The following is a 20,719-nucleotide window of genomic DNA, read 5'->3' as shown; positions in this document are numbered from 1 at the left end:
TCAACCGGCCAGCCGTACCGGGCTGACCACCTCCGAGTACCGCGACGCGTCACCGGCCACCGCCCGGCTGGACTGGCCGTGGACATCGACCGGAATATCACCGGCCAGCGTCACCCGACTCAGGTAGCGGAACTGGTCGTCGTAGTCGGCCACCGCGTAGTGCTGGGTGGCCCGGTTGTCCCAGATCGCCAGGTCGCCGGGCGACCAGGACCACCGAACGGTGTTCTCCAGCTTGATGACTCGGGCCTGCAGCAGATTGAACACGGTTGCCGATTCGGTGGTCCCCAAGCCGATGAAGCGCTTGATGAAGTGCCCGAGCAACAGCACCCGCCGTCCCGTCTCCGGGTGCACCCGCACCACCGGGTGCTCGGTCTCGAAGTACTCGGATACGAACTCCTCGCGGTACTCACGGGTGTTGGCGGACAGTTTCTCCAGGTCGGCGGCGGCATCCGAGGCGTAGTCGTACTGATTGGTGTGGACCGCCCACAGGTTGTCCACCAGCGCGCGCAGCGGCGGCGGCAGCTGCTCGTAGGCGGCCTGGGTGTTGGCCCAGACGGTGGTGCCGCCGTATTCGGGCAGGGTCACCGCGCGCAGCAGCGACGCCTTGGGAATCCGGTCGACGAAGGTGACATCGGTATGCCAGCTGTTGGCCTTGTCGTAGCGCGAATCGATGGGCAGGATGTGCGCGCCCCGGGAGGTCACCGTCGGATGAGCTCCGGTCGGGGTGCCCAGCAGGCCGGCGAACGCGAGCTGGCCGGCGTCGTCGAGATGCTCCTGGTTCCCGAAGAAGATCACCTTGTGGGTGAGCAGGGCGTCGTTGATGGCCTCGACGGTGGGGCCGTCCAGATCGGCGGATAGGCGCACCCCGTCGATTCGGGCGCCGATATTCGCACCGAGTTTTGTGACGCTGATCGAATTGCGAGGACTCATCTCCCCATTGCGCCAGTCGGCGCGCGTCCCGTAAATGGTTTGGCTAGGGCCGATCAGAAAGCCGAACGGTGACGGCAAATACCAGTTCAACGGGTATCCCACGGCCAACATTGTGATGCGGCTCACGTCTGCGTGGCAGCTGTCTCGTCTGGCACAAAAAGCCGGTACCGGTGGTCCCGGGAAGTAGATTTCAGCCAGAAGAAAGGAGTGACCAATGGTTTCACTCATCGCCATCGGAATCGGTGTGGCCCTCGTGTTCGGTGCCCTCGCGACGCCGTATCAGGATTCGTGGTACGGCCGCTGGAGCCGCTCGGAGCGCTGACGGCGCTGACCGGGCAGCGCAGGTCGTCGTGCGGTACGAATAGACGGTGCCGTCTGTCCTGTTGCTGTCCACGTCCGATACCGACCTGATCACCGCCCGCGCCTCGGGCGCGGAGTATCGGTGGGCCAACCCGTCGCGGCTGCTTGAGGATGAGCTCGACGCCGAGCTCGCCACCCTGCTCGACGGTGTCGACGTCGCGATCGTGCGCATTCTCGGCGGATACCGCAGCTGGCAGCAGGGTATCGACGCCATCATCGGCAGCGGCGTCCCGACCATCGTGCTGTCGGGGGAGCAGTCGCCCGACGCCGAATTGATGCGGCATTCCACCGTGCCTGCGGGGGTGGCGCTGCAGGCGCACATCTATCTGGCCCAGGGCGGCACCGAGAACCTGCGTGGTCTGCACGCGTTCCTGTCCGACACCCTGCTGATGACGGGTATCGGTTTCGAACCGCCGGTCAGCATCCCCACCTGGGGTGTGCTGGAACGGGACGGCGCCGCAGTCGGTCCGACCGTGGCAGTGCTGTACTACCGCGCCCAGCATCTGGCCGGCAACACCGGCTATGTCGAGGCGCTGTGCGATGCCATCGACGCGGCCGGGGGCAGGGCGCTGCCGGTCTACTGCGCGTCGCTGCGCACCGCCGAACCCGAACTCCTGCAGCTGCTCGGCACCGCTGATGCGCTCGTCACCACGGTGCTGGCGGCCGGTGGCGCCACACCGGCCATGGCCACCGCCGGTGGTTCCGACGACAGCTGGAACGTCGCGCATCTTGCGGCCCTTGATATTCCGATCCTGCAGGGGCTGTGCCTGACCAGTTCACGGAACCGATGGGCGGACAACGACGACGGCATGTCCCCACTGGACGTCGCCACCCAGGTCGCGGTCCCGGAGTTCGACGGCCGCATCATCACCGTCCCGTTCTCCTTCAAGGAGATCGACGACGAGGGCCTGATCACTTATGCCGCAGACAAGGAACGCTGTGCACGCGTCGCCGGGCTGGCCGTCCGGCACGCGAAACTGCGTCACATCGCGCCCGCCGACAAGCGGGTCGCGCTGGTGTTCTCGGCGTACCCGACCAAGCACGCCCGCATCGGCAACGCCGTCGGGCTGGACACGCCGGCCAGCGCCGTCGCCCTGCTGCGCGCCATGCGCCAGGCAGGCTACGACATCGGCGAAGTGCCCGGTGTCGATGCCGGAGATGGTGACGCGTTGGTGCACGCACTCATCGAACGCGGTGGCCAGGATCCCGACTGGCTGACCCCGGATGCCCTGGAGGCCAACCCGATCCGCGTCTCGGCCAAGGACTACCGGGCCTGGTTCGCCACCCTGCCGCAAGATTTCGCCGAAGCGATCGTGAAGCACTGGGGCCCGCCGCCGGGTGAGCTGTTCGTCGACCGCAGTCGCGATCCGGACGGTGAGATCGTCATCGCCGCAATGCAGTCGGGCAACACCGTGCTGCTGGTGCAGCCGCCGCGCGGGTTCGGCGAAAACCCGGTGGCGATCTATCACGACCCCGATCTGCCGCCCAGTCACCACTACCTGGCGGCCTATCGCTGGGTGGATGACGAATTCGGCGACTCCTTCAAGGCGGATGCCGTCGTGCACCTGGGTAAGCACGGCAACCTGGAATGGTTGCCCGGCAAGACCCTCGGGCTGTCGGCGGGGTGCGGACCCGATGCCGCGCTCGGCGATCTGCCGCTGATCTATCCGTTCCTGGTCAACGATCCGGGTGAGGGCACCCAGGCGAAGCGGCGCGCCCACGCCACTCTGGTCGACCACCTGATCCCGCCGATGGCGCGCGCCGAAACCTACGGCGACATCGCGCGTCTTGAGCAGTTGCTCGACGAGCACTCCAATGTCTCCGCGTTGGACCCGGCCAAGCTGCCGGCCATCCGTCAGCAGATCTGGACCCTGATGCGCGCGGCCAAGATGGACCACGATCTGGGCCTGGAAGACCGCCCGGATGAGGACTCCTTCGACGACATGCTGCTGCACGTCGACGGGTGGCTGTGCGAGATCAAGGATGTCCAGATCCGCGACGGTCTGCACATCCTCGGCCAGGCGCCGGTGCGGGAGGCCGAACTCGATCTGGTCCTGGCCATCCTGCGCGCCCGCCAGCTGTTCGGCGGGGAGCAGACCGTGCCGGGGCTGCGTCAGGCGCTCGGGCTGGCCGAGGACGGCACTGCGGACAAGGCGAGCGTGGACGCCGCCGAGGCCCGGGCCCGGGCACTCGTCGCGGCGCTCCAGGCCAGTGGTTGGGACAGCGCGGCGGTCGACGGGCTGACCGAGGATCCGACGGTGGCCGCCATCCTTCGGTTCGCTGCCGACGAGGTGGTGCCCCGGCTGCGCGGCACCGACGGTGAGATCGACGCGGTGCTGCGCGCACTCGACGGGCACTACATCCCGGCCGGCCCCTCGGGGTCGCCGCTGCGCGGGCTGGTCAACGTCTTGCCCACCGGGCGCAACTTCTACTCGGTGGATCCCAAGGCGGTGCCGTCCCGGCTCGCATGGGACACCGGGGTGGCCATGGCCGAGTCCCTGCTGGAGCGCTACCGCACCGATCACGGCCGGTGGCCGGCCTCGGTCGGCCTGTCGGTGTGGGGTACGTCGGCGATGCGCACGGCCGGCGACGATATCGGCGAAGTGCTTGCGCTGCTGGGTGTCCGGCCGGTGTGGGATGACGCCTCGCGGCGGGTGGTGAGCCTGGAGCCGATCACGCTCACCGAGCTGGGACGGCCCCGGATCGACGTCACCGTCCGCATCTCCGGTTTCTTCCGGGATGCCTTCCCACACGTGGTCACCATGCTCGACGACGCGGTTCGGCTGGTCGCCGGCCTGGATGAGGCTCCCGAGGACAACTACGTCCGGGCGCACAGCCAGGCCGACATCGCCGAGCATCGTGACGAACGCCGGGCCACCACAAGAATTTTCGGGTCCAAGCCGGGCACCTACGGGGCCGGGCTGCTGCAACTCATCGACAGCCGCAACTGGCGCGACGACAACGATCTGGCACAGGTCTACACCGCCTGGGGTGGTTTCGCCTACGGCCGGGACCTGGACGGCGCACCTGCCGCCGACGACATGAACAAGGCCTATCGGCGGATCGCGGTGGCGGCCAAGAACACCGACACCCGTGAGCACGACATCGCCGACTCGGACGACTATTTCCAGTACCACGGCGGCATGATCGCGACGGTGCGGGCGCTCACAGGTGCGGACCCGGCGGCCTATATCGGCGACAACACCCGGCCCGACGCCGTGCGCACCCGCACCCTCAGCGAGGAGACCACCCGGGTGTTCCGGGCCCGCGTGGTGAACCCGCGCTGGATCAACGCGATGCGTCGCCACGGCTACAAGGGTGCCTTCGAGATGGCCGCCACCGTCGACTATCTGTTCGGCTACGACGCGACCGCCCACGTGATGTCGGACTGGATGTACGAACAGTTGAGCGCCTCCTATGTGCTGGACCCGGAGAACCGCAAGTTCATGTCCGAGTCCAATCCGTGGGCCCTGCACGGGATGGCGGAGCGGTTGCTGGAGGCGGCCGGCCGGGGGATGTGGGCGCAGCCGGAAGCGGACACCCTCGACGGGTTGCGCCAGGTGTTGTTGGAGACCGAAGGCGATCTGGAAGGCTGAGTTTCCCGGTGCTTCCGGGTGCCCACTAGATTCACAGTCATGGCACTTACCTTCGCCGACGTCGCCAAGGCCGAATACATCCTGCTGACCACGTTCACCAAGGACGGCCGGGCCAAACCGACAGCCATCTGGGCGGCGCCGGATGGGGACCGGCTGTTGGTCATCACCCAGGGCACGTCCTGGAAGGTCAAGCGGATCCGCAACACCCCGCGGGTCACGGTCGCGATCTGTGATCGCCGCGGCAACGCCAAGAGTGAGGCGGTCGAGGCAACCGCCGCCATCCTGGACCAGTCCCAGATCGGCAAGGTCTACGACGCGATCGGGGCGCGGTACGGACTGCTCGGAAAGACGTTCAACCTGTTCTCCAAGCTGCGCGGCGGCATGAAGAACAATGTCGGTCTCGAACTCCGTGCAGCCGTCTAGTCGAGGCGCCGCGCGGCACGCAGATATCGGAAGGTTGGTGCTGACCTGTCCCGACCGGGCCGGCATCGTCGCCGCGGTATCGACCTTCCTGACCCGTGCGGGCGCCAACATCATCTCGCTGGACCAGCACTCCACCCAGCCCGAGGGCGGAACGTTCCTGCAGCGCACTGTGTTTCATCTGCCCGGACTCACCGCCGCAAGCCCGGAACTGGATCGGGAATTCGCCGAGCTCGCCGCCCGGTTCGATATCGACTACCGCTTCACCGAGGCCGCCAAGCCCAAACGGGTCGCCATCTTCGCCTCCACTGCCGACCACTGCCTGCTCGATCTGCTGTGGCGCAACCGCCGGGGTGAGCTCGATATGACGGTGGTGATGGTGATCGCCAACCATCCGGAATTGGCCGAGCAGGTGCGGGCGTTCAACGTGCCCTTCGTCTACATCCCGGCCACCCGCGACACCCGCGCCGAAGCCGAGCAGCGGCAGCTGGAACTGCTGCGGGGCAACGTGGATCTGGTGATACTCGCGCGCTACATGCAGATCGTCACGCCGGAGTTCCTGGACGAGATCGGGTGCCCGCTGATCAACATCCATCATTCGTTCCTGCCGGCGTTCATCGGCGCCAACACCTACCGTCGCGCTCGGGAGCGCGGGGTCAAGCTGATCGGTGCGACTGCGCACTACGTGACGGCCGACCTCGACGAGGGCCCGATCATCGAACAGGACGTGGTGCGTGTGGACCACACCCACGCCGTCGAGGATCTGGTGCGCCTCGGCGCCGACGTCGAGCGGGCCGTGCTGTCCCGTGCGGTGCTGTGGCATTGCCAGGACCGCATCCTGCGCCATGACAACGAAACGGTGATCTTCTGACCGCATGGCTCGTCCGCGCAGGGCGCAGAATGAGCACATGGCCCCGACCTTCGACGACGTCCACCGCGAGAAGTACCTGCTGCTCACCACGTTCACCAAGGACGGCCGTCCCAAGCCCACGACCGTCTGGGGCGTGCCCCACGAGGGCAAGTTGCTGATCGCCACCGACGACGGGTCCTGGAAGACCAAGCGGATCAACAACACCCCGCGGGTCACCATCCAGAAGTGCGGCGTACTGGGCAAGGTCAAAGGTGAACCGGTCGAGGCCGTCGCCCGCAATCTGCCGAAGACCGAGACCCGTAGGGTGTTCGACATGGTCACCAGGCGCTACTGGTGGCACGCGTGGTGGTGGATCCCGCAGGCCGTCCTGCGCGGCGGTGTCGACAAGGTGCACGCCGCGATCGAGGTTCAGGCCGTCGAGGCTTAGGAACCAGTTCGCGCTCTCGTGCGTTGACCGGATATGGCAATGCGACTGTTCCTCGTCTACGTCCTCGTCGAACTGGCGGTGGTCGTGGGCTTGGTGTCGACCATCGGGTTCGGGTGGACGGTGCTGGCCCTGCTGGCCGTGTTCGGACTGGGGCTGGCGCTGGCCGGCGCGCAGCTGACCCGTCAGCTCGCTCGCCTGCAGGGGGCATTGCGAAGCCGTTCTGATTCCCGCTTCGTTCGCCCCGGCGCGAACGACCCCTCGCTGGCCACCGACAGCGTGCTGATCGCGCTCGGCACGGTGCTGGTGGCCATCCCCGGTCTGGCCAGCTCGCTGGTGGGGGCGCTGCTGCTGCTCCCGCCGACCAGAGTCGCCGCCCGGCCGCTGGCCAACCGCCTGATCAATCGCCAGCTCAGCCGCGCGGTGCCGGTCATGGTCTACAGCAGCACCACCGCGACCACCATGCACGGCGATTACGTCGACGGTGAGGTCATCGACGTGGTCGACGAGGTGATCACCCCGACCCCGCTGGACCGACGCGCCGACTGAGTACCCTGTCACCCTCGTGACCACTCTGCTACTCAACGGGCGCGTGCACAGCCCGGTCGTCCCCGATGCCACCGCCATGGCGGTGCGCGACGGCCTGGTCGTATGGCTGGGTTCCGATGACGCCGCCCGCAGCGAGTTCCCACTCGCCGAGGTGGTCGATCTCGCGGGTGCCTTCGTCGCTCCGGCGTTCGTGGACAGTCATGTTCACGCGACAGCCACCGGGCTGGCGCTGACCGGGTTGGATCTGCGCACCGCGCGGTCGCGTGCGGACTGCCTGCGGCTGGTCGCCGAGTATGCAGCCGCCCATCCCGACGGCATCGTCTGGGGACACGGCTGGGATGAGACGGGCTGGCCGGACGCGGCGCCGCCGACCACAGCCGATCTCGACGTCGTGCTGGGCGGGCGGCCCGCCTATCTGAGCCGGGTTGACGTGCACTCCGCCGTGGCATCGACAGGTTTGCGCAGCGCCGCCGCCGACCTGACGGCCGTACCCGGGTACCACCCGCAGCTCCCGCTGACCGCCGACGCGCACCACGCCGCGCGGGCCGCCGCCCGGGACCTGCTGTCACCCGAGCAGCGCAAAGGTGCCCAGCATGCCGCGCTGGATGCGGCCGCCGCCCTCGGCATCGCCGCCGTGCACGAATGCGCCGGCCCGGATATCGGTGGACTGGACGACTGGGATGCGCTGCGGTCCCTCGATCACGGTGTCGAGGTCATCGGCTATTGGGGTGAGGCGGTGGGAAGCGCCGAAGCGGCCCGAGCCCTTGTCGAACGCACCGGCGCGCGCGGGCTGGCCGGCGACCTGTTCGTCGACGGTGCCCTCGGGTCGCGAACCGCCTGGTTGCACGAGCCCTACGCGGATGCCCCGCACACCTGCGGCAACAGCTACCTGGACGCCGCGGCGGTCACTGCCCATCTGATGGCGTGCACCGAAGCCGGGATCACGGCCGGTTTCCACGTGATCGGCGACGCCGCCGTCACCACGGTAGTCAATGCCCTCCAGGTCGTGGCCGACCGCTTCGGGGGGCCTGCGATCGCCCGCTGCGGGCACCGACTGGAACACCTGGAGATGGTCGATCCGGACCAGGCCGAACGGCTGGGCGCCGTGGGCGTCATCGCGAGCATGCAACCCAACTTCGACGCCCTCTGGGGCGGGCCGGACGGCATGTACGCCCAACGCCTCGGGGTTGACCGAGCCGGCAAACTCAACCCCTTCGCGCTGTTAGCATCCCAAGGCGTGCCACTCGCCTTCGGCTCCGACAGTCCGGTCACCGGGCTTGACCCGTGGCAATCCGTGCGCGCCGCCGCCGAACATCGCACCCCGGGCAGCGCGGTGTCCGCGCGCGCGGCGTTCTCCGCGGCAACACGCGGTGCGTGGCGGGCGTCGGGTGTGCGCGACGGAGTCACCGGCACCCTGGTGCCGGGTGCGCCCGCGTCCTACGCGATCTGGGATGCCGGCGATCTGGAGGTGAGCATCCCGGCCACCGAGGCCGTGCAGCGGTGGTCCACCGATCCGCGATCCCGGGTGCCCGCGTTGCCGAGGCTGACACCGGAACGGTCGCCGCGCTGCCTGCGGACCGTGCACCGGGGTGTGGTCCTGCATGGCTGACACCGAGCCGGAAGTCGAGACGGAACCGGAGACCGAAACCGAGACCGAGACCGAGCCCGAAAGCAGCGGCCCTGGACGGCTGGCCCGACTCGGCGCCCGGTTGCGCCAGATCGCGCTGCCGCGGCTGCCCAGGTTTGCGGTGTCGCTGGTCGCCGGCCTGCTGATGTGTGCGAGTTTCCCGCCGTGGGGCTGGTGGTACTGCGCATTTCTGTCGCTGGCGCTGCTGGGCTGGGTGCTGACCCGGACTCAGACCACCCGCGCCGGCGGGTTCGGCTACGGGCTGGTGTTCGGGCTGGCGTTCTACGTCCCGCTGCTGCCGTGGATCGGCAATCTGGTCGGCACACTGCCGTGGCTGGCGCTGGCGTTGCTCCAGGCGCTGTTCCCCGCACTGTTCGGGCTGCTGGCAGTGGTGGTGCGCCGGCTACCCGGCTGGCCGGTGTGGTTCGCCGCGGAGTGGGCGGTCGGTGAATGGCTCAAATCCGTGGTGCCGTTCGGTGGTTTTCCGTGGGGTGTCGTCGGCTTCGGTCAGGCCGGTGGGCCGCTGCTGCCGCTGGCACAGGTCGGCGGCGCACCGCTGGTGTCGGCCGCCGTGGCGCTGGTCGGGTTCAGTCTCACCGCGATCGCACTGGAGATCGTGCTGTGGTGGCGGCGCAGTCACCCCGATCATGCCGCCGCGTCCTCCGACGCCGCCCGTCCCGAGGTCGTGCTGCCCGGCGTGTGCCTGTCCGTCGTACTCCTGGGCACTGCGCTGGTGTGGCCCGCGGTGCACAAGGCCGGCGCCGGTTCCGGTGAACACCCGTCGGTGACCGTCGCGGCGATCCAGGGCAACGTCCCGCGTCTCGGGCTCGATTTCAACGCCCAGCGGCGGGCGGTGCTGGACAACCACGTCAAGGAGACCCTGCGGCTGGCCGAGGATGTCCAGGCCGGCCGCGCGCCGCAGCCCATGGTCGTGATCTGGCCGGAGAACTCGTCGGATATCGACCCGCTGATCAATGCCGACGCCGGTGCGGAGATCTCCGAAGCAGCCCGGGCCATCCATGCGCCGATCTTGGTCGGCACCGTCCTGCGCGCCCCCGGCTTCACACCGGAAACCCCCGTCGCAACCAATACGGTGCTGGTCTGGGATGGGCTGACCGGGCCCGGGGAACGCCACGACAAGAAGATCGTCCAACCCTTCGGCGAATATCTGCCCTGGCGCAGTCTGTTCCGGCACATCTCGTCCTACGCCGATCGCGCCGGCTACTTCGTCCCCGGTGCGGGCAACGGTGTGGTGACGGCCGCAGGCATCCCGATCGGCATCACCACCTGCTGGGAGGTGATCTTCGACCGGGCCGCCCGCGAATCCGTGCTCAACGGTGCCCAACTGCTCGCCGTTCCCGCCAACAACGCAACGTTCAACGCCGCGATGAGTGCCCAGCAGCTGGCTTTCGCCCGGCTGCGCGCCGTCGAACACGACCGCTACGTGGTGGTGGCCGGCACCGTCGGGATCAGCGCGATCATCGCCCCGGACGGCCACGAACTGGCCAGCACCGAGTTCTTCGAACCGGGTTATCTCGACGCCGCGGTGCGGCTCAAATCCAACCTCACCTTTGCGACGCAGTGGGCCTCGGCCGTCCAGATCGCGCTTCTGGCGATCGGCGTTGCCGCTGTGATCGCGGCCATGCTGCACAATGGGAGCTTCGTGCCAAGGCGCCGGACCGCAGGATCCGGTGAAACAGATTTGCAGCCCGACGGGGGCCATGCAGACGAGCCCGATCCGGGCAGTAAGGACACAGGAAGCACATGACCACTCCTGGGACAGGAGCGGAGCGACCGGGCAACCCGGCGTCGCCGAGCCGGCGCACGCTGGTGATCATTCCGACCTATAACGAGCGGGAGAACCTCCCGCTCATCGTGGGCCGCGTGCACGCCGCCCGGCCCGACGTACATGTGCTGATCGTCGATGACGGAAGCCCGGACGGTACCGGCCAGCTGGCCGACGAACTTGCCCTGGCCGATCCGGACCGCGTGCACGTCATGCACCGGATCAGCAAAGACGGCCTCGGTGCCGCGTACCTCGCCGGGTTCGCCTGGGGGCTGGGCCGCGAGTACACGGTGCTGGTGGAGATGGACGCCGACGGCAGCCATGCCCCCGAAGAGCTGAGCCGGCTGCTCGAGGCGGTCGACGCCGGTGCGGATCTGGCGATCGGTTCGCGCTACGTGCCGGGCGGAACGGTGCGCAACTGGCCCTGGCGCCGGCTTGCGCTGTCGCGGACCGCCAACACGTATTCGCGCGTGCTGCTCGGGGTCGATATCAACGACATCACCGCCGGCTACCGCGCCTACCGGCGCGAGGTGCTGGAGAAGATCGATCTCGGCGCGGTCGACTCGAAGGGCTACTGCTTCCAGATCGATCTGACCTGGCGGGCCATCAATGCCGGGTTCACCGTCGTGGAGGTGCCCATCACGTTCACCGAGCGTGAACTCGGCGTATCGAAGATGAGCGGCTCGAACATCCGCGAGGCGATGTCCAAGGTCGCCGAGTGGGGGATCCGGGGCCGACTCGACCGGGCCCGCGGCATCGCCCGCTGACCACCTCGGAAGTGGCGTGCCCACCCATACCGGATGTGCACGCCACACCGCAGGTCAGGACCCGCGGCGGCGGGTCTTGATGATCTCCAGACGCTCCTTGAGCAGTTCGTCGAGCTCTTCGACGGAGCGACGCTCCAACAGCATGTCCCAGTGCGTGCGGGGCGGCTTCACCTTCTTGGGCTCCGGAACGTCACCTTCGATGAGGGTGCCTTCCATCCCGTTGCGGCACGTCCAGGTGCCAGGAATCTCTGCGTCGTCGGCGAACGGCACATCGAATTCCTCGCCGTTGTCGGTGCGGTAGCGCGCCACCTGACGCGGCGCCAGATCATGGTTGCGGTCGGTCTCGTAGCTCACAGCTCCGAGGCGGCTGCCTCTCAGAACGCGATCGGCCATCGTCAACACTCCTCTTGCCGGCTGTATTTCGTCCGCAGTTTCAACGCAGACGGTGCCCGCGAAGTTCCTGACTCAGCCAAAAAGGATAGCGTGCCGATCCTCAAAGTTGCTTGTCTCGTGTCTGCCTCTCGTGCCTGCCGTGCCAATTCCCGGGTCCGCTTCGCTCCTGCCCGCCGTGCCAATTCCCGGATCCACCGGCCCACGGGTCTACAGTCGGGATTCGTGACCGCAGCAGCGCCTTCTCCGGCATCCAGCCAGCCGCGTCGCCGCACCCGTGCGCAGCCGTGCCGGTGGTGCGGCCGTGAGGTCGCCGACGCCGGGATGGGACGGCGCCGCCAGTACTGCCGCCAGTCCTGCCGACAGCGTGCCTACGAGCAGCGGGCACAGGTCAAGGGCACCTCATTCGCACCGGACGCCGTGGTGCTGACCGCCGACGAGGCCGCCGACCTGTCCGACCGGGTCTACCAGGTGCGGTGTGCGGCCGAGGACATCGCGACCGCCTTGCAAGAGGGCGCAGACGGCGCCGAGCTCCGGGACCTGTGCGAGGTACTGATCCAGGCCGCCAAGGCCGCCGACGGCTGGCGCTGAGACCCAGGTTCCGCGGAGACACCCACGCAGGAGTCTCACAGCTACGATGGCGCGGTGTCCGCCCCCGCACCTGATGGCCCTGCCGGCGTGTGGCGATTCGACGAGTTCGTGCTGGACACCCAGCGTTACGAGCTGCGCCGCGACGGCGAGGTGGTGCGGGTCGAACCGCAGGTCTTCGATGTGATGACCCAGCTGGTGAGCAACCACGACAGGTTCCTCACCAAAGAAGAACTGTTCGACACGGTCTGGGGCGGCCGGTTCGTCGGAGAAGCGGCGCTGACCAGCCGGATCAAAGCGGCTCGCCGGGCACTCGGCGACGACGGCGAATCCCAGCGCTATATCCGTACCGTCCGCGGCCGCGGATACCAGTTCGTCGGCACCCTCACCGTCCCCGAGACACTCGCAGCCCCGGTCAGCGCACCGCCTCCGCGCCAACACATCGCGTTCTGCCGCGCCGCCGACGGCGTGCGGCTGGCGTACGCCGTGGCCGGGGAGGGCCCGCCGCTGGTGCGGGCCGCCAACTGGATGACCCACCTGGGCTACGACATCGAAAGCCCGGTGTGGCGACACTGGGTTCGCGACCTCGCGGCCCGGCACACCTTCATCCGCTACGACGAGCGTGGTTGTGGACTATCGGACTGGGAGGCCGTCGACTTCACCTTCGATGACTGGGTCGCCGACCCGGAGACGGTGGTGGAAGCGCTTGGGCTGGAACGCTTTCCGCTGCTGGGAGTGTCGCAGGGCGGTGCGGTGGCGGTGGCCTACGCCGCCCGGCACCCGGACCGGGTCACCCACCTGATCCTGTGCGGGGCGTACGCCCGCGGCCGCGCCGTCCGCGCGATGAGCGATGATGAGAGACGCGCCGCCGCACTGGATTTGGATCTGGCCCGAGTGGGCTGGGGTCGCGACGACCCGGTCTTCCGGCAGGTCTTCGCCGCCCAATTCCTGCCCGACGGCGCCCGTGCCGACTGGGAGGCCTTCGACGATCTGCAGCGCCGCACCACCTCACCGGAGAACGCGGTGCGCTTCCTCGACGAGTTCGGCCGCATCGACGTTCGCGACCTGGCCCGCGATGTGGCGTGCCCCACGCTGATCATGCATTCCGCCGACGACCGCCGTGTTCCCATGCGCTACGGCGAGGAGTTGGCGGCCCTGATCCCGAACTCCCGGCTGGTGGCGTTGCGGAGCAACAATCACCTACTCACCGAAGCCGAACCCGCGTGGCAGGTCTTCCTGTCTGAACTGACGGGCTTCCTGAGTTCCTGAGTCGGCGTGGGTTCTCCATGCAATCTCCACACAATCTCCATGTACTCCCGGCCGGCGACGACCATGCTGGTGGGCATGAGAAAGTTCTCCCGCACCCTCCTCGCCGGCGCCGCCGCGATGCTCGCCCTGGGCACCGTGGCCTGCTCCGGTGGCACCTCTACTCGGGCGGGGTCCCCATCGGCCACCGCCCCGTCCACCAGCACCGCCACCCCCTTCCCGCAGTCGGCCCGCTATATGGCTGACGCAGAGAAGGACGGCAAGAAGATGGCGATCGGTATCTCGGTCGACGGTGACTCCGTCACCGCCTACGCCTGCAACGGCACCGACGACGAAGCCTGGTTCTTCGGCAATCAATCCGCCGGCAGCATCGACATCACCTCGAAGTTCCGCGACACCCTGGCCGCCAGTTTCACCGGCTCCGATGTCACCGGGGCGCTGACCATGAACGGCGTCACCTACGACTTCACCGCCGCTCCGGTCTCGGCCCCGGCAGGCATGTACACCGCCGCACTCGACGGTGCGCGGGCCTCCTGGATCATTCGGCCCGACGGCTCGGTGACCGGCGTGCAGTTCAACGGCGGCATCAGTGGCCGCGACTTCGAGCAGGCCGAGCTGCAGCAACTCAACGCTGCGCAGTTCCAGGCCCAGGTCCGCAACAAGCGCAAACTGCAGCAGGCCGACCAGACCGTCAAACTGTCGGGCAACACCCTTACCTCGAGGATCAACGGGATCGAGGTCACCGGGCACCTGGTCACCGGTACCACCCGATTCGGCTGATACCCGGCACAGGCGAAAGGCTTCGGTTAACTCCTTGTTACCGAAGCCTTTTCGCGTTCCGCGCCCAAATGCACATTTGGGCGGCTATGTGCGAGAGGGCCCTGGCATTTCGTCGATCTCAGCAGCCTCAGCAGGACAGCCTGATCCCGATATCGGGTGGCGCCTGGACCGGGGCGAGGCAGCCGAACCCGTCCACGCCGGCGGGCCGCATCCGGGTCGCCGTCTGGTGGGCATGGTTGACGCAGATCACCGCGTCACCGTCTGCCCGGCAGGCGAAGTCACCGAACGCCAGCGTCTCGCCGGACGACAGGCCAGGGCCGTTGCCATCCACGAACGGCCCGGGGTCGCCGTGCAGCGAGCCGACGTTCACGCTCGTCCCGTCGAAGTCCACCCAGTTGCCCTTCCACATGATGAAAGCGTCGGGCGGCTTGGGCGGCGGATTGGTCAGTTTCACCAGACAGGCCAGCGCACCATCGTTGTACCGCGCGCTGCTGATGCAGCTGACGGTGTCGGTGCTGAATGCAACCCCGTGTACGTCGGTGGTGGTGCCATCGCGGCTGACCGAACCGAACTTCTCCGCGGGTACCGCCTTGCCGGCGTTCACCCACCGCGTCACCTCGGCGATCGGTGCACCGGGCGCCGGCGGCCGCGGTGAGGCGGAGGTCGGCGCGGTGGGGCTGGGTGCGGGCCTGGATGTGCCCGGCGTGATCGCGGTCAGGGGTGGCGGCGCAGGCACGGCGGCGCCCTTCATATCCTGCGAACACCCCGCCACCAGCGCGGACGCCATGAGCACCACTGCCATCCGCATGCGGCAAGGGTAGCCGTTCGCTACCGTCAGGCCATGCACGAACACACCGTCCGCGTGAAGATCAGCACCGGGACGATCGAGGGTTTCACCCGCAACGGGGTACACCGCTGGCGCTCGATCCCGTATGCGAAACCGCCGGTCGGTGCCCTTCGATACCGTGCACCCCGCCCCGCGTCGCCCTGGCCGGGGGTGCGTTACTGCCACGGATTCACCAACTGCGCCCCACAGCAGCGGATGTACACACTGCTCGGTGTCGGCAAATATCAGCCGATGAGCGAGGACTGTCTGACACTCAATGTGGTGGCTCCGCAGGACCCGGCAGACGACGGGCCCCTTCCGGTGATGTTCTTCATCCACGGCGGCGGCTACCTGATGGGCAGCTCGGCGACACCGATCTATGACGGGGTCGCCCTGGCCAAGGGTGGCTGTGTATACGTCTCGGCCAACTACCGCCTGGGCGCGCTGGGTTGTTTCGATCTGTCCGCATTGTCCACACCCGAGCACGAGATCGACGACAACCTCTACCTGCGCGACCTGATCATGGCACTGCGCTGGGTGCGGGAGAACATCGCGGTGTTCGGCGGTGACCCGGACAACGTGACGATCTTCGGGGAGAGCGCCGGCGCGCATGCCGTCGCCACCCTGATGGCGATACCCGAGGCAGAAGGTCTTTTCGCACAAGCGATTTCGCAGAGTGCTGCCAGCGGTATGGTGCGCAACCCGGACCAGGCCGCCATGTTCGCCGCGCAGTTCGCCGGTTTGCTCGGCGCGTCCGGCAAGGATGGGGCGCGCGCGGCGATGTCCGCGCGCCCGGCTGATCTGCTGGCCGCGCTGGACACCCTGATCGCCCGCGCGGGCAAGGAGATGCCCGGCGCGTTCCCGGTCGGTCCCACCTGCGGTACCGAGCTGTTGCCGGAGGACCCGGTCGTCGCGATGCGCAGCGGCCGTGCGCACCGGATCCCGCTGGTCGTCGGCAGCAATGCCGAGGAAGGCAGGCTGTTCACCCGTTTCATGCAGCTGCTGCCGACCACCGAGCAGAGCATCGAGATGCTCCTCTCGACCACCGGGACCGAAACCCGCGATCGCGTCATCGCCGCCTATCCGGACTATCCCGCCCGAGCCGCGTGTATCAGGCTGGGCGGTGACTTCGCGTTCGGCACCGCCAGTTGGGATATCGCGGAGGCGCACAGCCGCCACCGGCCCACCTACGTCTACCGCTACGACTATGCGCCGCGGATCCTGCACTGGTCGGGAATGGGCGCCACCCACGCGACCGAACTGCTGGCGGTATTCGGTGTCTACCGCACCCGCCTGGGCGGACTGCTCACGGCGGCCGCCGACGGCTCCTCGGCTCGCCGGGTCAGCAGGGAGGTACAGACGCGCTGGGGCACCTTCGGCAGGACCGGCAACCCCGGCGAGGGTTGGCCCCGCTATGACCAGGACATGCGTGCGGTGCTGGTATTCGACCGCAACACCCACCTGGAATACGACCCGGCGGCCGAGCGTCGCCGAGCCTGGGAAGGTTTCACGCTGGCCGTGGGTTGACGGTTCACTTTCCCGCAGGCCTTCCCAATGGCCTGCGCACCACCGCATGGTGTGCTTGCGTAGAGCGATGGCGCACCCTCTTGATCCTCTCGATGCCGACGAATTCACTGCTGTCGCCGCGATCCTCGGTGCCCGGCACGGAGTGCGCGCCCCAGGCTGGCGCTTCGCCTCCATCGAACTCGCGGAGCCGACCAAAGACGAGTTGCGCGCCTTCGCCGGCGGGGGCACGGCCCCGCCCCGCCGGGCGCTGGCAGTCTGCCTGGATCGCGCCCGTAACGCGACCTACAAGGCACTGGTATCGCTGCACGCTCAGACGGTGGAGTCCTTCGACCATGTTCCCGGCGTGCAGGCCAACTTCACCGTCGACGAATTCGTCGAATGCGACCAGGTGTTGCGCGCACACCCCGAGGTGATCGCGGCGCTGGCGCGCCGCGGCATCACCGACCTGGACAGCGTGTTCATGGATACCTGGACCTACGGGGACGCCGTCGCCCCGCCCGAGTTCCGGGACCGGAGGCTGGGTTGGTCGGACACGTGGCGTCGGGATGCACCAGGGGCGAACCCGTACGCCCACCTCGTCAGCGGTCTGCACTGTGTGGTCGACCTGAACACCATGGAAGTGCTCCGGGTGGAGGACTCGGGTCCGTTCGCCGAGGGGGCCGAACCCCCGGTGGTGATGGGCGAGTACGTTCCCCGCCACATCCCGGATCGGATATCGGCTGTGTCCCAGCGTGATCCGCTCACACCACTTCATATCACCCAGCCCGAAGGGCCGTCGTTCACGCTGGACGGTCACCTGTTGACATGGCAGAACTGGTCACTGCGAGTCGGTTTCAACTACCGGGAAGGGATGACGCTGCACGCGCTGACCTATCGGGACGGCGGCCGGATCCGTTCCGTCGCGCACCGGATGTCGTTTGCCGAGATGGTGGTGCCGTATCGGGACCCCTCGGTGGACCACTACCGTCGCACCGCCTTCGACATCGGCGAGTGGGGCCTGGGTTTCATGACGACCTCGCTGACCCTGGGATGCGACTGCCTAGGGGAGATCCGTTACCTGGATGCGGTGCTGCACAACAGCAAAGGCGAGCCCTACACCATCGCCAACGCCATCTGCATTCACGAGGAAGACGCTGCGGTGCTGTGGAAGCATGTGGATCACGACGCCGGCGCCGAGGTGCGCCGGATGCGCAGACTCACGTTGAGCTTCCATGTCACCGTCGCCAACTACGAGTACCTGGTCTACTGGCGGCTGTATCAGGACGGCAATATCGAGTGCGAGGTCCGGGCCACCGGCATCATGGTCACCACTCCGCTACCGCCGGGCGCTCCGAATCCCAACGGCACCCTGGTCGACGAGCGCACCTACGCACCGTTCCATCAGCACTTCCTGGTGGCTCGCCTGGACCTCGACATCGACGGCCCGGACAACACCGTCTACATGTCGGAATCCTTTGCCGAACCGATCTCGGAGGAGAACCCGCACGGTCTGTCGGTGGTGACCCGAAACATCCCGCTGCGCACCGAGAGTGAGGGCAAGCAGGACCTCAACTTCGCCACCCAGCGCACCTGGAAGGTGGTCAACACCAACGTCGTCAACGGCCTGGGCACTCATCCGTCGTACAAGCTGGTACCCACCGGGGCGCTGCCGGCGATGTTCGATCCCGACGCCCCGGTCCTGCAACGCGCCAACGTCATCGGGCACACCCTGTGGGTCACCCCGAACCGCGCCGATGAGCGCTGGCCGGCAGGCGAATTCGTCAACCAGTCGGTCTCCGACACCGGCCTGGGGGAGTGGACCAAGGCAGACCGCCCCATCCTCGACACCGATGTGGTCCTCTGGTACGTCTTCGGTCTGCACCACATCACCCGTCCCGAGGACTGGCCGGTCATGCCCGTCGACGTGGTGTCGTTCTGGTTGAAACCGTTCGGCTTCTTCGACCGTAATCCGGCCCTGGACGTCCCCCGTGACGAAAAACTTGACACCTGTCACATGTGATCGGCGCCACTGCTAAGTTCACTGGCGTGCACAGTGAACTCATCGAGCGTCCCACCGACCTGACCGACGACTGGCTCACCGCGGCGCTCGGCGCCGGTCGGGTCGAGGGCCACGATGTCGAGCGCATCGGCACAGGTCAGATGAGTGAGTGCTACCGGGTCACGCTGCGCTACGCAGACGGCGACAGCGGCCCCGCCAGCGTCGTCCTCAAGGTGGCCGCCGCCGATCCGAACAGCCGGACGACCGGCCTCGCCATGGGGCTCTATGAACGCGAGGTGCGGTTCTACGCCGAGATCGCACCGGCCCTGGGCGACAGGGGAACGGCGAGCCCGTTCGCCCCGTGCCTGCACCATGCCTACGATCCGGAGACCGGCGCCTTCGACCTCCTGCTCGCAGATGCCACGCCCGCGGTCGTCGGGGACGAGATCCGCGGCGCCACACCGCAGCAGGCGGCGCTGGCGCTGCATCAGCTGGGGCTGGTGCACGGTCCGCTGCTCGGCAACCCCGACCTGGCCGGTGCGGCCTGGCTGAACGGGGACGCGCCGATCAACCAGGCGCTGATCGCCGGACTGTACGCCGCGTTCTCCGAACGCTACGCCGACCGGATCGAGCCGCGACACCGCGAGGTGTGCGAGCGTCTGGTCGGGTCATTCGACGCCTACCTGGCTCAGGAAGCCGGGGCCGCAAAGGGATTGGTGCACGGCGACTACCGCCTGGACAACATGCTGTTCGGCGCTCCCGGCGCCGACCGGCCGCTGACGGTGGTGGACTGGCAGACCGTGACCTGGGGTCCGGCCCTGACCGACGTCGCCTACTTCCTCGGCTGCGCCCTCGAGCCGGAGGTACGCCGGTCTCACTACGACGAGCTGCTGGCGGCCTATCAGGGCGCTGTGGGGGACGGGCTGTCCCTGGACGCCGTGCGCGACGGGGTGCGCAGGCAGAGCTTCTTCGGGGTGATGATGGCCATCGTGTCCTCGATGCTCGTCGAGCGGACCGACCGCGGCGACCTGATGTTCATGACGATGCTGCAACGGCACTGCGAACACGTGCTGGACACCGATGCCCTCGCGGTGCTGCCGGATGCTGAGGTGCCGGCACCGCTGGCCCCGGAGGCAGGGGATGAGGCACCGCACGCGGCGGGCGTTGAGCCGCTGTGGAATGAGAGCTGGTACTTCGATTTCGCCGACGCCGCCCAGGGCATCGGCGGATGGGTGCGGCTGGGTCTGTATCCCAACCAGCAGAAGGCATGGGTCAACGCCCTGCTGTGCGGACCGGGCCTGCCGACGGTGGCGATCAACGACTTCGAGGTGGCCCTGCCCGCCGATCCCGCGCACATCGGTACCGATGACCTCGAGCTGTCGCTGGTGGCGACCGACCCGCTGCGCTCGTACCGCGTCACCGTACGGGGACGCGGCCAGGCCTACGACGATCCCGCCGGCCTGCTGCACGGTGCGACGGGCCAGTCGGTCGACGTCGCGCTGGATCTGGAATTCGCCACCGCGGGAACGCCGTACCAGTACCGGATCACGCCGCGTTACGAGATTCCGTGCACGGTCACCGGCACCACCACGGTGGGCGGCACGGCGTACGCGCTCACGGCCGTCCCCGGCCAGCGTGACCACTCGTGGGGTGTGCGGGACTGGTGGAGCATGGACTGGGTGTGGAGCGCCCTTCACCTGGACGACGGCACTCATCTGCACGGCGTCGACATCAGGATTCCCGGGCTCCCTCCCGTCGGTATCGGTTACGTCCAGAACGGCGGCCAACTCGTCGAACTGGAGTCGGTGACCGCGGAGAAGGCGTTCGGCGACAACGGATTACCGGTATCGACGACCATCAGCCTGAGTCCCGGCGATATCGAGGTCAGCCTCGACGTGCAGGGCCATGCGCCCGTTCTGCTCACCTCGCCTGACGGGCGGATCAGCCAGTTCCCGCGGGCCTGGGTGACTGTCACCGCCCGCGACGGCCGCCATGGCGTCGGCTGGGTGGAGTGGAACCGCAACCTCTGAGAAG

17 protein-coding genes are annotated in these 20,719 nt (G+C 68.0%); 14 read left to right on the top strand and 3 right to left on the bottom strand.

Annotation, left to right across the window (positions count from 1 at the left end; genetic code table 11):
• Entirely contained in the window at positions 1-930 is a 930-nt protein-coding gene (locus QN239_RS18045) for a TauD/TfdA dioxygenase family protein (RefSeq protein WP_499012454.1), read from the bottom strand.
• A 368-nt stretch (positions 931-1,298) separates the two neighbouring features.
• On the opposite strand from QN239_RS18045, the gene cobN reads away from it, so the two are divergent.
• Genes cobN through QN239_RS18005 form a run of 8 tightly spaced genes read left to right on the top strand, consistent with a single transcriptional unit; the run spans position 1,299 to position 11,330 of the window.
• Positions 1,299-4,886: a cobaltochelatase subunit CobN gene (cobN, locus tag QN239_RS18040; RefSeq protein ID WP_499012452.1), complete on the top strand. Its 3,588-nt coding sequence runs from the start codon at positions 1,299-1,301 to the stop codon at positions 4,884-4,886.
• 39 nt (positions 4,887-4,925) lie between these two features.
• The gene (locus QN239_RS18035; RefSeq protein WP_499012450.1) at positions 4,926-5,309 is read left to right on the top strand and encodes a PPOX class F420-dependent oxidoreductase; all 384 of its coding nucleotides are present in this window, start codon (positions 4,926-4,928) and stop codon (positions 5,307-5,309) included.
• Positions 5,278-6,177: a formyltetrahydrofolate deformylase gene (gene purU / locus QN239_RS18030; RefSeq protein WP_499012448.1), complete on the top strand. Its 900-nt coding sequence runs from the start codon at positions 5,278-5,280 to the stop codon at positions 6,175-6,177. The genes QN239_RS18035 and purU overlap by 32 nt, the downstream gene beginning before the upstream one ends.
• 37 nt (positions 6,178-6,214) lie before the next feature.
• Positions 6,215-6,604, top strand: a complete 390-nt coding sequence (locus QN239_RS18025; RefSeq protein WP_167159637.1) for a PPOX class F420-dependent oxidoreductase — start codon at positions 6,215-6,217, stop codon at positions 6,602-6,604.
• A 33-nt stretch (positions 6,605-6,637) separates the two neighbouring features.
• A complete protein-coding gene (locus QN239_RS18020) occupies positions 6,638-7,150 on the top strand; it encodes an FxsA family protein (protein WP_499012447.1) in 513 nt (170 codons plus the stop codon).
• A gap of 16 nt (positions 7,151-7,166) precedes the next feature.
• Complete coding sequence (locus tag QN239_RS18015) at positions 7,167-8,759, top strand: amidohydrolase (RefSeq protein WP_499012445.1); 1,593 nt, start codon at positions 7,167-7,169, stop codon at positions 8,757-8,759.
• On the top strand, positions 8,752-10,545 hold the full coding sequence (gene lnt, locus QN239_RS18010) for an apolipoprotein N-acyltransferase (RefSeq protein WP_499012443.1): 1,794 nt from the start codon (positions 8,752-8,754) through the stop codon (positions 10,543-10,545). Before QN239_RS18015 ends, lnt begins: the two co-directional genes overlap by 8 nt.
• On the top strand, positions 10,542-11,330 hold the full coding sequence (locus QN239_RS18005; protein ID WP_090357653.1) for a polyprenol monophosphomannose synthase: 789 nt from the start codon (positions 10,542-10,544) through the stop codon (positions 11,328-11,330). The genes lnt and QN239_RS18005 overlap by 4 nt, the downstream gene beginning before the upstream one ends.
• 54 nt (positions 11,331-11,384) lie before the next feature.
• Here QN239_RS18005 and QN239_RS18000 read toward each other — a convergent pair whose 3' ends face one another.
• Entirely contained in the window at positions 11,385-11,723 is a 339-nt protein-coding gene (locus QN239_RS18000) for an RNA polymerase-binding protein RbpA (protein WP_090358198.1), read from the bottom strand.
• A 222-nt stretch (positions 11,724-11,945) separates the two neighbouring features.
• Here QN239_RS18000 and QN239_RS17995 point away from each other — a divergent pair, with 222 nt between their 5' ends.
• The 3 genes from QN239_RS17995 (at position 11,946) to QN239_RS17985 (ending at position 14,354) form a co-directional block, all read left to right on the top strand.
• A complete protein-coding gene (locus QN239_RS17995; RefSeq protein ID WP_499012441.1) occupies positions 11,946-12,311 on the top strand; it encodes a transcriptional regulator in 366 nt (121 codons plus the stop codon).
• A gap of 54 nt (positions 12,312-12,365) precedes the next feature.
• Positions 12,366-13,577, top strand: coding sequence for an alpha/beta hydrolase (locus QN239_RS17990; protein ID WP_499012439.1), 1,212 nt, complete (start codon positions 12,366-12,368; stop codon positions 13,575-13,577).
• A 75-nt stretch (positions 13,578-13,652) separates the two neighbouring features.
• Positions 13,653-14,354, top strand: coding sequence for a hypothetical protein (locus QN239_RS17985; protein ID WP_499016848.1), 702 nt, complete (start codon positions 13,653-13,655; stop codon positions 14,352-14,354).
• Positions 14,355-14,481: 127 nt separating this feature from the next.
• Here QN239_RS17985 and QN239_RS17980 read toward each other — a convergent pair whose 3' ends face one another.
• The gene (locus tag QN239_RS17980; protein ID WP_499012438.1) at positions 14,482-15,162 is read right to left on the bottom strand and encodes a hypothetical protein; all 681 of its coding nucleotides are present in this window, start codon (positions 15,160-15,162) and stop codon (positions 14,482-14,484) included.
• Positions 15,163-15,195: 33 nt separating this feature from the next.
• On the opposite strand from QN239_RS17980, the gene QN239_RS17975 reads away from it, so the two are divergent.
• The 3 genes from QN239_RS17975 to QN239_RS17965 all read left to right on the top strand — a co-directional run bounded on the left by QN239_RS17975 (position 15,196) and on the right by QN239_RS17965 (position 20,715).
• Positions 15,196-16,707 carry a carboxylesterase/lipase family protein gene (locus QN239_RS17975; protein WP_499012436.1) on the top strand — a complete coding sequence of 504 codons (1,512 nt, stop codon included), beginning with the start codon at positions 15,196-15,198 and terminating at the stop codon, positions 16,705-16,707.
• A gap of 67 nt (positions 16,708-16,774) precedes the next feature.
• Positions 16,775-18,706, top strand: a complete 1,932-nt coding sequence (locus QN239_RS17970; protein ID WP_499012434.1) for a primary-amine oxidase — start codon at positions 16,775-16,777, stop codon at positions 18,704-18,706.
• Positions 18,707-18,732: 26 nt separating this feature from the next.
• Positions 18,733-20,715, top strand: coding sequence for a DUF7064 domain-containing protein (locus tag QN239_RS17965; RefSeq protein ID WP_499012432.1), 1,983 nt, complete (start codon positions 18,733-18,735; stop codon positions 20,713-20,715).
• Positions 20,716-20,719: the final 4 nt, after the last annotated feature.

It is taken from the genome of Mycolicibacterium sp. Y3 (genome assembly GCF_051188035.1).
Classification (GTDB): Bacteria; Actinomycetota; Actinomycetes; order Mycobacteriales; family Mycobacteriaceae; genus Mycobacterium; species Mycobacterium fluoranthenivorans.
Note: the sequence above shows the minus strand (reverse complement) of the source record. Positions and strands in the feature narration are given on the sequence as shown.